This is a genomic window from Streptomyces sp. NPDC025833, from assembly GCF_055558055.1.
On record NZ_JBVHNF010000042.1, the window covers coordinates 1 to 15,857 of the forward strand.

Genomic DNA, 15,857 nt, shown 5'->3' on the forward strand with positions numbered 1-15,857 from the left:
ACACCACCGACTATCGCGGAGACCGGGGCGGGCGCGGGGGTGCCTTCGTATCCCTTCCAGCACCAGCACTACTGGCTCCAGCCCACCACCCCGGCACCGGCCGGTGACGGCCGGATCGACCACCCGCTGCTGCGGGAAGCCATGGAACTCCCCGACGACAACGGCGTGGTGCTGACGGGTCAACTCACCACCGCCGCGCAGCCGTGGCTCACCGAACACGTCATCTCGGGCTCGCCCCTGCTGCCCGCCGCGGCGTTCGTGGACCTGGCGCTCCGGGCCGGCGAACACGTCGGCTCCCCGGCGGTCGAGGACCTGACGCTGGAGACACCGCTGATTGTCGCGGACGGCGTGCAGGTGTCCGTGACCGTCGGCCCCGACCGGGCGGGCCGGCGCAGCGTCTCGATCCACTCGCGCGCGGACGGCGAGTGGGTACGGCACGCCACCGGGACCCTGGGCGCCGTAGCCGTCGCACCACGGGAGCCCTGGGCACGGCAGTGGCCGCCGCCCGCCGAAGCCGTCGACCTCGACGCCTTCTACGACGACCTGGCCGACACCGGATTCGCCTACGGCCCGGCCTTCCAAGGGCTGCGAGCGGCCTGGCGCGACGGCGACACCCTCTACGCGGAGGTTGCCGTACCCCCCGGCGACACCCGGTTCGCCCTGCACCCCGCCCTGCTCGACGCCGCGATCCAGACCGTGACCGTCGCCGACGACCGGGCGAAGATGCCGTTCTCCTTCGCCGGGATCTCCTGGTGGCGCGGCGCCGAGCAGGCCAGGGTCCGGCTGACCGTGACCGGCCAGGACACCTGCGCGATCGGCCTCGCCGACCAGTCGGGCGCGCCGGTCGCCGAGATCGCCTCGCTGACCCTGCGCCGGCCGGCCGGGGTCACCACGCAGGACGTGCCCTACCAGGTGGCGTGGCCGGTCCTGGAAGCGGCGACCACCGAACCGGACATCCCGGTCCACCACGCCACATCGCCCGTCGAGACCCTGCGGGTGATCCAGGACTTCCTCACCACGGACACCCCGCGCATGGTGGTCGCCACCCGCAACGCCGTGCCGGTTCGGCCGGGCGAGGACGTCGACCCGCGGGCCACCGCCGTCTGGGGCCTGGTCCGGTCCGCCGCCACCGAGCACCCCGGCCGGTTCGTGCTGGTCGACTGCGGCGACGGCGACAAGGTACGGCTGGCCGGCGACGAACCCCAGCTCGCGATCCGCGCCGGCGCCGTGCACGTCCCCCGCCTCGAACGGGCGCGGGCCGAACCGCTGCCCGCGCCGCTCAGCCCCGAGGGCACGGTGCTCGTCACCGGAGGCACCGGCACCCTGGGCGGCACGATCGCCCGCCACCTCGCCGTGCGGCACGGCGTGCGGCACCTGCTGCTGGTCAGCCGGAGCGGCCCGGACGCCCCCGGCGCGGCCGCGCTGACCGCCGACCTGGCCGCGCTGGGCGCGACCGCCGACATCGTGGCGTGCGACGTGTCCGACCGTGAGGCGATGGCGCGGCTGCTCGCCGAACACCCGGTCACCTCGGTGATCCACGCAGCGGGCACGCTGGCCGACACCGTCGTGGAGTCCCTCACCCCGCAGCAGTTCGCACGCGTGTGGGAGCCGAAGGCGCTCGCGGCGCGGCACCTCCACGAACTGACCTCGGACCTGGAGGCGTTCGTGCTGTTCTCGTCGGCGGCCGGTGTGCTGGGCGGCGCGGGCCAGGCGAACTACGCGGCGGCGAACGCGTACCTCGACGGTCTCGCCGCACACCGGCACGCCCAGGGACAGCCTGCCGTGTCGCTCGCCTGGGGCTACTGGGCGGAGGCCAGCGGCATGACCGGAGGCCTGACCGCCACCGACCGGCACCGGCTGGCCAGGGCCGGCGTACGGCCGCTGCCGACGACGGACGCGCTGGCCCTGTTCGACGCCGCGCTCACCGCCGGCGCCCCCACCCTCGCCCCCGTCAGGTTCGACCTGCCGGCGCTGCGCCGCGCCGGCGAACCACCAGCCCTACTGCGGGAATTGGTACGACCCCGGCGCAGGCAGGCCGCCGCCGACCGCGTGTGGGCGCAGGCGGACGTGCTGCAACTGGTTGTGGGCCAGGTCGCGTTCGTCCTAGGGCACTCGTCACCGGGGGCGGTCGACCCCGACCAGGCGTTCACCGACATCGGGTTCGACTCGCTCACCGCCGTGGAACTGCGCAACCAGCTCGACGCGGACACCGGCCTGCGCCTGCCCGCCACGCTCGTCTTCGACCATCCGACACCGGCCCGCCTGGCCGCCTTCGTGCACACACGGCTGCACGGCACCGACGCCCCCGACCCCCTGCTCGCCGAACTCGACCAGCTCAAGTCCACCCTGGACGCGGCTGCCGCCGACGCCGACTACGAGACCGTCGCGGCCCGCCTCGAAGCACTTCTCGCGGCCTGGACCGCCAAACGTACCGGCTCCGCGGCCGGTGTCGACGAGGCCAGCGACGACGAACTGTTCAGCCTTCTGGACGATGCGCACCGCAGGACCGAGGTCATCCGCTCGGGCGAGTCCCGCAACGCTGAGGAGTAGCGATGTCCGACGAAGAGAAGCTCCGCACCTACCTCAAGCGCGCCACGGCCGACCTGGGAGTGCTCAGCAAGCGCCTCGCCGACATGGAGCAGGCCGCGCGCGAGCCGATCGCGATCATCGGCATGGGCTGCCGCTACCCGGGCGGAGTGGAGTCCCCGGACGGCCTGTGGCGGCTCGTCTCGGACGGTGCCGACGCGATCACCGAATTCCCGCCGGACCGTGGTTGGGACGTCGTCTACGACCCCGACCCGGACCGGCCGGGCACGACCTACAGCCGGTCGGGCGGCTTCCTCGCCGACGGCGCGGGCTTCGACGCCGGGTTCTTCGGCATCTCGCCGCGCGAGGCACTGGCGATGGACCCGCAGCAGCGGGTGCTGCTGGAGACCGCCTGGGAGACCTTCGAGTACGCCGGCATCGACCCGACCACGCTCGGCGGCAGCCGCACGGCCGTGTTCACCGGCCTGTGGTCCTCCGGCTACGGCAACCAGCCGCCGCCGGACCTCGAAGGTTTCCTCGCCACCGGAACAGCCACCAGCGCCACGTCCGGGCGGGTGTCGTATCTGCTGGGTCTTGAGGGTCCGGCGGTATCGGTGGACACGGCGTGCTCGTCGTCGCTGGTGGCGATCCACCTGGCGGCGCAGGCGCTGCGGGCGGGGGAGTGCTCGCTGGCGTTGGCCGGTGGTGTGACGGTGATGGCGACGCCGGCGGGGTTCGTCGAGTTCTCGCGGCAGCGGGGGCTTGCGGCCGATGGCCGGGTGAAGGCGTTCGCCGAGGCGGCTGACGGTACGGCCTGGGGTGAGGGCGCGGGCTTGGTGCTGCTGGAACGCCTGTCGGACGCCCGCCGCAACGGCCACCGGGTGCTGGCGGTCGTCCGGGGCTCGGCGGCGAACCAGGACGGCGCGTCGAACGGGCTCGCGGCGCCGAACGGCCCGTCCCAAGAACGCGTCATCCGGCAGGCATTGGCGAACGCCGGACTGTCGACGGCGGACGTGGACGCGGTGGAGGCCCACGGTACCGGCACCACTCTCGGCGACCCCATCGAGGCGCAGGCGCTCCTGGCGACCTACGGTCAGCGACGGGACGAGCCGTTGTGGCTGGGGTCGGTGAAGTCGAACATCGGGCACACGCAGGCGGCGGCGGGTGTGGCCGGGGTGATCAAGATGGTCATGGCGATGCGGCACGGTGAACTGCCGCGGACCCTCCACGTGGACGCGCCGACCTCCCACGTCGACTGGTCGGCGGGCCACGTCTCACTGCTCACCGAGGCCCGGTCGTGGCCGGAGACGGGGCGTCCCCGCCGTGCCGGCATATCGGCGTTCGGCATCAGCGGCACCAACGCGCACGTGGTGATCGAGGCGGCTGCCGAGGAGCCGGTCGGGGCTCCGGCGGGGCCCGCGCCCGGGGCGGTGCCGTGGGTGCTGTCGGGGAAGTCGGATGTGGCGTTGCGGGAGCAGGCGCGTCGGCTGGCGGCGTTCCTGGCCGGGCATCCGGAGGTCGGCGCGGTCCCGGTGGGTCGGGCGTTGGCGGGGCGGACGCGTTTCGATCACCGCGCGGTGCTGAGCGGTGCGGAGGCGTTGGAGGCACTGGCGGAGGGCCGGTCCGTGCCGGGCCTGGTCACCGGGACCGTCCGTCCGCTGGGCCGGTCGGTGTTCGTGTTCCCGGGGCAGGGTGCGCAGTGGGTGGGCATGGGTGGGGAGTTGTACGGCTCGGAGCCGGTGTTCCGGGAGGCGATCGACGCCTGTGACGCGGCGCTGGCGCCGTACACCGACTGGTCGTTGGTGGAGGTGCTGACCGGCGGTGGTTCGCTGGAGCGCGTGGAGGTGGTGCAGCCCGCCCTGTTCGCGGTGATGGTGGCACTGGCGAAGCTGTGGCGCGGCCATGGTGTGGAACCCGATGCCGTCGTCGGGCATTCGCAGGGCGAGATCGCGGCGGCGTACGTGGCGGGGGCGTTGTCGTTGGAGGACGCCGCCAAGGTGGTGGCGTTACGGAGCAGGGCGCTGGCGGTGCTGGCCGGGCAGGGCGGCATGGTCTCCATGGGGATCGGTCATGACCAGGCCGCCGAGTTCATGGCCCGCTGGGACGGCCGGCTGACGGTGGCGGTGGTCAATGCCCCCGGTTCGGTCGTCGTGTCGGGCGACCTCGACGCGCTGGACGAACTGCTGGCGGCCTGTGAGGCCGACGGCATCCGCGCCCGCCGCCTGCCGGTGGACTACGCCGCCCACTCCGTCCAGGTCGAGGCGATCCGCGAGCAGTTGCTGACCGACCTCGCGGGCATCACACCGCGCCCGGCGACGATCCCGTTCTACTCCACGGTCACCGCGGAACCGGTGGACACCTCCGCCTTCGACGCCGGCTACTGGTACCGCAACCTCCGCGAACCCGTGCTGTTCGACCAGACCACCCGTGCGCTGCTCGACGACGGCCACACCGTCTTCGTCGAGCCCAGCCCGCACCCGGTCCTGGTCTCCGCCGTAGAGGAGACCGGTCACCACCACGGCTCCGACCTCCTCGTCACCGGCACGCTCCGGCGCGACCAGGCCGGCTTCCTCACCTCGCTCGGCCGCCTGCACGTCCACGGTGTCCCGGTCGACTGGCGGTTCCCGGACGACACCGAGCCCGTCAGCCTGCCGACGTACGCCTTCCAGCGCCAGCCGTACTGGCTGCGGCCCGCCCCGGCGGCGTCCGGCGACCACCCCCTGCTCAGCACGTTCGTGGAACTGCCCGACGGCGCGGTGCTCAGCGGACGGATCTCGCTCGCCACTCACCCGTGGCTGGCCGACCACGCCGTACGGGGCTCCGTCCTCCTGCCCGGCACCGCGTTCATGGAAATGGCGGCCTACGCGGCCGGCCGGCTCGGCCACGCGGTCGAGGAGCTGGTGCTCGAAACGCCGCTCGTCCTCGACGACACCCCGGTGCACCTCCAGGTCGTCGTGGGCCCCGAGGACGACGGCCGCCGCCCGCTCACGGTGTACTCGCGTGACGGCGACGAGTGGGCGCGGCACGCCACCGGGACCCTGGGCGAGGAGCCGGTGCTGAGCGCCTGGGACTGGCCGCCGGCCGGAGAGCCCCTCGACGTCGACGGGCTCTACGACTCGCTGTCCGTGCTCGGCTACGAGTACGGGCCGGCGTTCCAGGGCGTCACGGCGGCCCGGCGGGTCGGCGACACCGTCTACGCCGAGGTGGAGCTTCCCGCCGAGGAACCGTTTGCCCTGCACCCCGCGCTGCTCGACGCCGCACTGCACCCCATGGCGTTCCTCACCGACCGCACCGGCCTGCCGTTCGCGTTCACCGGAGTGGCGATACGGCCCGCGGACAGCCGGACGCTGCGCGTACGCCTGTCCGCCACCGGGCCGGACACGTACACCGTGGCCGTGGCCGATCCGGACGGCACCCCGGTCGCGGTCATCACGTCGCTGACCGTCCGGGACGCCACCGCCGTCCCGGACAGCCTGTACGCACTCGACTGGGTTCCCCTCGCATCGGCATCGACGGGCGGCGACCCCGCGGACCTGGTCGTCTATGAGGTGCCCGGACCGGAGCCCGAGGCGGACACCGTCGAGGCGGCGTACCGGAGCGCGCAGAGCGTACTCTCCGTGATCCGGGACCACTTGGCGGGCGAGCGGACGCGGCTCGCGGTCGTCACCCGCGCCGCCGTCGCCGCCGCGCCCGGTGACGTGGTCGGCCTGCACCACTCGATGGTCTGGGGCCTGGTCCGCGGCGCGCGGGCCGAGCACCCCGACCGGTTCGTCCTGGTCGACGCCGACCCGACCTGGGACCCCGCGCTGATCGCCGGCACGGACGAGCCGGAACTGGCCGTACGCCGAGGGGCGCTGCGCGTCCCCCGCCTGGTCCGCGTCGGCGCGAGCCTCACCCCGCCGGACGGGCCCTGGCGGCTGGAGGACACGGGCACCGGCAGCATCGACGACCTGGCGCTGGTGCCCCGCCCCGAGCTCATGGAGCCGCTGGGGCCCGGGCAGGTCCGGATCGCCATGCGGGCGGCCGGACTCAACTTCCGGGACGTGCTGATCGCCCTCGGCGTCTACCCCGGCGACGCCCTGATGGGCGGCGAAGGCGCCGGTGTCGTCCTCGAAACCGGCCCGGAGACCCGGTTCCGCCCCGGCGACCGCGTCATGGGACTGGTCCCCGGCGCCTTCGGCCCGGTCACCGTCGCCGACCAGCGGCTGCTGGTCCGGATGCCCGACGACTGGTCGTTCGCCAGGGCCGCGTCCGTGCCCGTGGTGTTCCTGACCGCCTGGTACGGACTGCGCGACCTTGGCGGGCTGGCGGCCGGTGACCGGGTCCTGATCCACGCCGGCACCGGCGGCGTCGGCATGGCGGCGATCCAACTGGCCCGGCGGCTCGGGGCGGAGGTGTTCGCCACCGCCGCCCCGGCCAAATGGCACACCCTGCGCGCCCTGGGACTGGACGAGGACCACATCGCCTCGTCGCGCACCCTGGAGTTCGAGCGGAAGTTCCCGACCGTGGACGTGGTCCTGGACTCGCTGTCCGGCGAGTTCGTCGACGCCTCCCTGCGGCTGCTCGGGCCCGGCGGCCGGTTCGTGGAGATGGGCAAGACCGACATCCGCGACGCCGCCGAACACCCCGACATCGTCTACCGGGCGTTCGACATCGCCGACGCGGGGCCGGAACGGCTCGGCGAGATCCTCGACGACGTCGTACGGGCCTTCACCGACGGCGAGTTCACACCGCTGCCGATCGACGTACGCGGGGTCCGGGACGCGGTCGACGTGTTCCGGCACATGAGCCAGGCCGCTCACATCGGGAAGATCGTCCTCACGGTTCCTGCGGATCTCGATGCGGCCGGGACGGTGCTGATCACCGGTGGTACGGGGATGCTGGGGGGTCATGTGGCCCGGCATCTGGTGGCCGAGCGGGGTGTGCGGCATGTGCTGCTGGTCAGCCGCGGTGGTGGCGGGTCAGGGTTGCGCGAGGAGCTGGCCGGGCTGGGCGCGGAGGTGACCGTGGCCGCCTGCGACGTGGCCGACCGGGACGCGCTGGCGGCCGTACTCGACTCCATCCCGGCCGAGCATCCGCTGACCGCCGTCGTGCACGCGGCCGGCGTGCTCGACGACGCCGTGGTCACCGCCCTGACCCCCGAACGCCTCCGGCAGGTCGCCGACCCCAAGGCACGGGCGGCGTGGAACCTGCACGAACTCACCCGGGGACGGGACCTGACGGCGTTCGTCCTGTTCTCCTCGGCGGCCGGGACGCTCGGCAGCCCCGGGCAGGCCAACTACGCCGCGGCCAACACCTTCCTCGACGCCCTCGCCGTGCACCGCCGCGCCCTCGGACTGCCGGCGACCTCGCTGGCCTGGGGCTACTGGGCCGAGCCGAGCGGCATGACCGGGCATCTGACCGGCGCCGACCAGGACCGGCTGACGCGAGCCGGGGTCGTGCCGCTGGCCACCGACCGCGCCCTGTCGCTGTTCGACGCGGCCCTGGCCACCGACCGGGCCGCGCTGGCGCCGGTACACCTCGACCTGTCCGTGCTGGCGGGCACCCCGGCGGTCCCGGCGGCCCTCAAGGGTCTCGTCTCCCGCAAGGCGGCCCGGCGCCCGGCGCGGCACGGCGCGATCGCCGACCGCCTGCGGTCACTGCCGGAGGCCGAACGGCTGCGCGTCGCACTCGACCTGGTCACCGCCGACACCGCCGCCGTGCTCGGTCACCGCGAACCGGGGGCCGTACGGGACCGGCAGCCGTTCAAGGACCTCGGCTTCGATTCCCTGACCTCCGTCGAACTGCGCAACCGGCTCAACACCGCCACCGGCCTGCGCCTGCCCGCCACCGTCATCTTCGACCACCCCACCCCTCGGCAACTCGCCGAGCACCTGCTGAGCGAGATCCTCGGCGGGGGCGTGGTGCCGGTGGTGTCGTCGGTGCCGGTGGGCGGGGTGGCCGGTGGCGCTGATCCGGTGGTGATCGTGGGTATGGGATGCCGGTTGCCGGGTGGGGTGGGGTCGCCGGAGGAGTTGTGGGGTCTGGTGTCGGGCGGGGTGGATGCGATCGGGGGGTTCCCGTCGGATCGTGGGTGGGACGTTGAGGGGTTGTTCCATCCGGACGCGGATCATCCTGGGACGTCGTATACGCGGGCGGGTGGGTTTCTCGCGGATGCGGCGGGGTTCGATGCCGATTTCTTCGGTATTTCGCCGCGTGAGGCGTTGGCGATGGATCCGCAGCAGCGGGTGTTGCTGGAGACGGCGTGGGAGACGTTGGAGGACGCGGGGATCGATCCGACGTCGTTGCGGGGCAGCCAGACGGGCGTGTTCACCGGCATCTGGTCCTCCGGCTACGGCGACCAGGCACCCGCCGACGCCGAGGGCTATCTCGGAACGGGCGCCGCGACCAGCGTGACCTCCGGCCGGATCGCCTACCTGCTGGGGCTGGAGGGCGCGGCGGTCTCGCTGGACACCGCCTGCTCGTCCTCGCTGGTGGCGATCCACCTCGCCGCGCAGGCGCTCCGCTCGGGGGAGTGCTCGCTGGCACTGGCCGGCGGGGTGACCGTGATGGCGACCCCGCTGGGGTTCACGGAGTTCTCGCGCCAGCGCGGCCTGGCTCCCGATGGCCGGGTGAAGGCGTTCGCCGAGGCTGCTGACGGTACGGCCTGGGGTGAGGGCGCTGGTCTGGTGCTGCTGGAGCGGTTGTCGGACGCCCGTCGCAACGGCCACCGGGTGCTGGCGGTGGTGCGGGGCTCGGCGGTCAACCAGGACGGCACCTCCAACGGCCTCGGGGCGCCGAATGGTCCGTCGCAGGAGCGGGTGATCCGGCAGGCGCTGGCGAACGCGGGGCTGTCGACGGCGGACGTGGACGCGGTGGAGGCGCACGGTACCGGCACCACTCTCGGTGACCCCATTGAGGCGCAGGCGCTGCTTGCGACGTACGGCCGGGACCGAAACGAGCCGTTGTGGCTGGGGTCGGTGAAGTCGAACATCGGGCACACCCAGGCGGCGGCCGGCGTGGCGGGTGTGATCAAGATGGTGATGGCGATGCGGCACGGGCAGTTGCCGCCGACGCTGCACGTCGACGCGCCGACCTCCCACGTCGACTGGGAGTCAGGAAACATCCGGCTGCTCACCGAGGCCCGGCCCTGGCCCGACAACGGCCACCTGCGTCGCGCGGGCGTCTCGGCGTTCGGCATCAGCGGTACGAACGCGCACGTGGTGATCGAGGCGGCTGCCGAGGAGCCGATCGGGGTCTCGGCGGGGTCCGCGGGCGGGGTGGTGCCGTGGGTGTTGTCGGCCAGGTCCGAGGCGGCGCTGCGGGAGCAGGCGCGTCGGCTGGGCGCCTTCACTGCCGGACATCCCGAGGTGGCTCCGGCGGCGGTCGGGGGCGCTCTGGCTGCCCGGGCCCTGTTCGATCACCGCGCGGTGCTGAGCGGTGCGGAGGCGTTGGAGGCACTGGCGGAGGGCCGGCCGGCGCCGGATCTCGTCACGGGGACCGCCCGTCCGCTGGGCCGGTCGGTGTTCGTGTTCCCGGGGCAGGGTGCGCAGTGGGTGGGCATGGGTGGGGAGTTGTACGGCTCGGAGCGGGTGTTCCGGGAGGTGATCGACGCGTGTGACGCGGCGTTGGCGCCGTACACGGACTGGTCGTTGGTGGAGGTGCTGACCGGCGGTGGTTCGCTGGAGCGGGTGGATGTGGTGCAGCCCGCGCTGTTCGCGGTGATGATCGCGCTTGCTGAGTTGTGGCGTGCTCATGGTGTCGAACCTGATGCCGTCGTCGGGCATTCGCAGGGGGAGATCGCGGCGGCGTACGTGGCGGGGGCGTTGTCGTTGGAGGACGCCGCCAGGGTGGTCGCCCTGCGCAGCAGAGCGCTGGTCGCCCTGGCGGATCAGGGCGGGATGGTGTCGGTCGGCCTCGGGGACGAGCGGGCCGCCGATTTCGTGGCCCGCTGGGACGGCCGGCTGACGGTGGCGGTGGTCAATGCCCCCGGTTCGGTCGTCGTGTCGGGCGATGTGGACGCGTTGGACGAACTGCTGGCGGCCTGTGGGGCGGAGGGTATCCGCGCCCGTCGTCTGCCGGTGAACTACGCCGCCCACTCCGCCCAGGTGGAGGCGATCCGCGAGCAACTGCTCACCGACCTCGCCGGGATCGAGCCGAGGACCGTGGACGTCCCCTTCTACTCGACGGTGACCGGCGAGCGGATCGACACCTCCGTCCTCGACGCCGGCTACTGGTACCGCAACCTCCGCGAACCCGTGCTGTTCGACCAGACCACCCGGCTGCTGCTCGCCTCGGGTGGCGCCCCCGTCTTCGTCGAGATGAGCCCGCACCCGGTCCTCACGCCCGCGCTGGAGGAGCACGAGGCGGGTGTGGTGACCGGGACGCTGCGCCGCGACCACGGCACCCCGGCCGAGTTCCTGGCCGCCACGGCGCGGCTGTTCGTCGCGGGTGTCCCGGTGCGGTGGCCGTTCCCTGACGGGGAGCCGGTGACGCTGCCCACCTACCCCTTCCAGCGGACGCGGTTCTGGCTCAACGCAGGCGCGGGAGACGTGTCCGCGGCCGGACTCGACTCGGTGGACCACCCGCTGCTCGGCGCCGCTGTCGAGGTGGGCGAGCAGCGGGTGCTGACGGGACGGCTCTCCCTGGCCACCCACCCCTGGCTCGCGGACCACTCCGTACGGGGGACGGTGCTGCTGCCCGCGACGGCGTTCGTGGAACTGGTGGTGCACGCGACCGGGGCGGCAGCGGAGGAACTGGTCCTGGAGGCGCCGCTGGAGGTGCCCGCGGATGGCGCGGTGGACCTACAGGTCGTCGTGGGCGAGCCGGACGGGACCGGCCGACGCACGGTCGACGTCCGGTCGCGTACGGACGGCTGGGTGCGGCACGCCACCGGCACGGTGGGCGGGAACCCCGTGGTCGGGCAGGAGCTGACGCACTGGCCGCCGGCCGGCGCGGAACCGGTCACCGGGCTCTACGACACGCTCGCCGCGGCGGGCTACGAGTACGGGCCGGCCTTCCAGGCCGTGCAGGCGGTGTGGCGCCGCGGCGCTGAGGTGTTCGCCGAGGTCGCCGTGGTGGACGCGGCCCGGTTCTCCGTCCATCCGGCCCTGCTGGACGCCGCCCTGCAACCGTTGGCGCTGCTGGCCGGCACGGAAGGCGACGTGCGGCTGCCGTTCTCGCTGGGCGGGATCGCGGTCCACCGCACCGGCGTGACCTCCGCGCGGGTCCGGCTGACGACGGTGCGCCCCGGCACGTACGCCGTCCACCTGGCGGACCGGTCCGGCGAGCCCGTGGCGACCATCGAGGCGCTGACCACTCGCCCGATGGCCGGACACGGCCCGCTGTACGCCCTCGACTGGGTTCCGCTGACCCCCGGCGAAGGCGCGCTCGGCGACGCCGTCGTCTCGCCCGGCTCGGTCGCCGAGGCGCTGGCGGCCGTCCAGGACTTCCTGGCCGGGCCCGGCGAACGGCTCGTGGTGCGCACGCGGGGCGCGGTCGCCGTCGCCCCCGGTGACGCGGTGAGCGACCCGGAAGCCTCGGCCGTGTGGGGCCTGGTCCGGTCCGCGCAGTCCGAGCACCCCGGCCGGTTCGTGCTCGTGGACGCCGACGAGCTGCCCGACGGCCTGTCGGTCGGCGACGAGGACCAGGTGGCGGTGCGCCGGGGGGCCGTCTACGTGCCCCGGCTCGTGCGCTGCGCACCGGAGGCGTTCGACGGACGGCTGACGCAGACGGGCACGGGCAGCCTGGACGACCTCGCCTTCCTGCCGTACGAGCAGGCCCCGCTCGGGCCCCGGGAGGTGCGCGTCGCCGTGCGGGCGGCCGGCCTGAACTTCCGGGACGTGCTGATCGCCCTCGGCGTCTACCCGGACCCGGCGCTGCTCGGCAGCGAGGGCGCGGGCGTCGTCTCCGAGGTCGGCGCCGAGGTCACCGGGCTGCGGCCGGGTGACCGGGTCGCCGGGCTGCTGCCCGGCGCGTTCGGCCGGGAGGCCGTCGCCGACCACGGGGTGCTGGTGCGCATCCCCGACGAGTGGACGTTCGCCCAGGCCGCCACTGTGCCGATCGCGTTCATGACCGCGTGGTACGGCCTGCGCGATCTGGGCGGGCTGAAGGCAGGTGACCGGGTGCTGATCCACGCCGGGGCCGGCGGCGTCGGCATGGCGGCGGTCCGGCTCGCGCGGCTTTGGGGCGCGGACGTCCACGCGACCGCCGGCCCGGGCAAGTGGGACGCGCTGCGCGCCCTGGGGCTGGACGAGGACCACATCGCCTCGTCCCGGACCCTGGAGTTCGCCGACCGTTTCGGACCCTTCGACGTGGTGCTGAACTCGCTGTCCGGTGAGTTCCTGGACGCCTCCCTGCGGCTGCTCGCGCCCGGCGGGCGGTTCGTGGAGATGGGCAAGGCCGACATCCGGCCCGGCGTGCTGGCCTTCGACCTGGCCGACGCGGGACCGGAGCGGCTGGGGGAGATCCTGGCCGAGGCCGTCCGGCTGCTCGGCGCGGGCGAGCTGCGGCTGCCCCCGCTCACCACCTGGGACGTCCGCCGCGCGCGGGACGCCTTCCGGTTCATGAGCCAGGCCGCTCACATCGGGAAGATCGTCCTCACGGTTCCTGCGGATCTCGATGCGGCCGGGACGGTGCTGATCACCGGTGGTACGGGGGTGCTGGGGGGTCATGTGGCCCGGCACCTGGTGGCCGAGCGGGGTGTGCGGCATCTGTTGCTGGTCAGCCGCGGTGGCGGCGGGGCGGCGTTGCGCGAGGAGCTGGCCGGGCTGGGCGCGGAGGTGACCGTGGCCGCCTGCGACGTGGCCGACCGGGACGCGCTGGCGGCTGTTCTGGACTCGATCCCGGCCGAGCATCCGCTCACCGCCGTCGTCCACGCGGCCGGCGTGCTCGACGACGCCCTGGTCGAGTCCCTGACCCCCGAACGCCTCGCCGCGGTCTGGGAGCCCAAGGCACGGGCGGCGTGGAACCTGCACGAACTCACCCGGGGACGGGACCTGACGGCGTTCGTCCTCTTCTCCTCGGCGGCCGGGACGCTCGGCGCGGCAGGGCAGGCCAACTACGCGGCGGCGAACGCCTACCTCGACGGCCTGGCCGCGTACCGGCGTGCCCAGGGCCTGCCGGGGGTGTCGCTGGCCTGGGGTCAGTGGGCCGAGGCCAGCGGGCTGACCGGGAAGATGTCCGAGGCCGACGGTGCACGCCTCGCCCGCGCGGGGCTGCTGCCGATGACGACCGACCACGGACTCGGGCTGTTCGACGGGGGCCTGGACACCGCGGAACCGGCGGTGGTCGCGGCCGCACTCAGGGTGTCCGCGCTGGGCGACCGGCCGGTGCTGCGCGCGCTGGCACGCGCCCGCAAACCGGTGCGGACCACCGGACTGGCGGGCGAGCTGGGATCGCTCCCCGAGGCGCGGCAACGCGAGATCCTGCTCGACCTGGTCAGCACCCACGCCTCGGCCGTGCTGGGCCGCGGCGACGAGATCGGTGGCGACCTGGCCTTCAAGGACCTGGGCTTCGACTCGCTGACCGGCGTGGAGCTGCGTAACCGGCTGTCCACGGCGGTCGGGACCCGGCTGCCGGCGACGATGATCTTCGACCACCCGACCCCGGCCCGGCTGGCCGAATACCTGCGCGAGCTGGTCCTCGGCAAGGAGCGCCGGACGGTCGCGCCCGTGCCGGCTCCGGTGGCGGTGTCGGGTGATCCGGTGGTGGTGGTCGGGTTGGGGGCCCGGTATCCGGGCGGGGTGGGGTCGGCGCAGGAGCTGTGGGGTCTGGTGGCGGGCGGGGTGGATGCGGTGGGGGAGTTCCCGTCGGATCGTGGGTGGGACGTGGGTCGTATCTACGATCCGGCCGGTGGTCCGGGGACGTCGTACACGCGGTCGGGCGGTTTCCTGGGGGATGCGGGTGGCTTCGACGCGGCGTTCTTCGGGATCTCGCCGCGTGAGGCGTTGGCGATGGATCCGCAGCAGCGGGTGCTGCTGGAGACGGCGTGGGAGACGTTCGAGGACGCGGGGATCGACCCGACGTCGTTGCGGGGCAGCCAGACGGGCGTCTTCACCGGCATCTGGGCATCCGGCTACGCGGGCGGAGTGGACCAGATCTCGCGCGACGCGGACGGCTATGTGGCCACCGGCACGGCGACGAGCGTGACCTCCGGGCGGGTGTCGTACCTGCTGGGTCTCGAGGGTCCGGCGGTGTCGGTGGACACGGCGTGCTCGTCGTCGCTGGTGGCGATCCATCTGGCGGCGCAGGCGCTGCGCTCGGGGGAGTGCTCGCTGGCCCTGGCCGGCGGTGTGACGGTCATGGCGACACCCGCCGCCTTCATCGACTTCTCCCGCCAGCGGGGGCTTGCGGCCGATGGCCGGGTGAAGGCGTTCGCCGAGGCTGCTGACGGTACGGCCTGGGGTGAGGGCGCTGGTCTGGTGCTGCTGGAGCGGCTGTCGGACGCCCGCCGCAACGGTCACCGGGTGCTGGCGGTCGTCCGGGGCTCGGCGGTCAATCAGGACGGGGCGTCCAACGGGTTGACCGCGCCGAACGGTCCGTCGCAGGAGCGGGTGATCCGGCAGGCGCTGGCGAATGCCGGGTTGGAGCCGTCCGAGGTAGACGCGGTGGAGGCGCACGGCACGGGGACGACGCTCGGCGATCCCATCGAGGCGCAGGCGCTGCTTGCGACGTACGGCCGGGACCGGGTGGAGCCGTTGTGGCTGGGGTCGGTGAAGTCGAACATCGGGCACACCCAGGCGGCGGCGGGTGTGGCGGGTGTCATCAAGATGGTGATGGCGATGCGGCACGGGCAGTTGCCGCCGACGCTGCACGTCGACGCGCCGACCTCGCACGTCGACTGGTCGGCGGGCCGTGTCTCACTGCTCACCGAGGCTCTGCCGTGGCCGGAGACGGGGCGTCCCCGCCGTGCCGGAGTGTCTGCGTTCGGCATCAGCGGTACGAACGCGCACGTGATCCTGGAGGCACCGGCCGAGGAGATGTCGCCCGAGTCTCCTGCCACTCCCACGCCTGCCCCTGCGGCGGCGGTGCCGGTGCCGTGGCTGCTGTCGGCCAAGTCCGAGCAGGCGCTCCGGGCCCAGGCCCGCAGACTGCAGGCGTACACGGCCAAGGCCCCCGACACGGACGGAATCGGTGCCGCGCTCGCCGCGCGGACCCGGTTCGCGCACCGGGCCATGGTGACCGGACCGGAGGCACTGGCGGCCCTGGTGCGCGGGGAGGCGCATCCCGGGCTGGTGACCGGCGAGGCCCGCGACTCGGGTGGGTCGGCGTTCGTGTTCTCGGGTCAGGGTGGTCAGTGGGTGGGGATGGGGCGGGGTTTGTACCGGGTGTTTCCGGTGTTCGCGGGGGCG

At 73.8% G+C, this 15,857-nt stretch carries 2 protein-coding genes; both read left to right on the plus strand.

Annotation, left to right across the window (positions count from 1 at the left end; genetic code table 11):
• Positions 1–39: 39 nt before the first annotated feature.
• A complete protein-coding gene (locus ACZ4K2_RS36445; RefSeq protein WP_467480923.1) occupies positions 40–2,550 on the plus strand; it encodes a type I polyketide synthase in 2,511 nt (836 codons plus the stop codon).
• 2 nt (positions 2,551–2,552) lie between these two features.
• Positions 2,553–15,857, plus strand: a 13,305-nt coding sequence (locus ACZ4K2_RS36450) for an SDR family NAD(P)-dependent oxidoreductase (RefSeq protein WP_467770015.1), incomplete at its 3' end; no start/stop codon positions are given.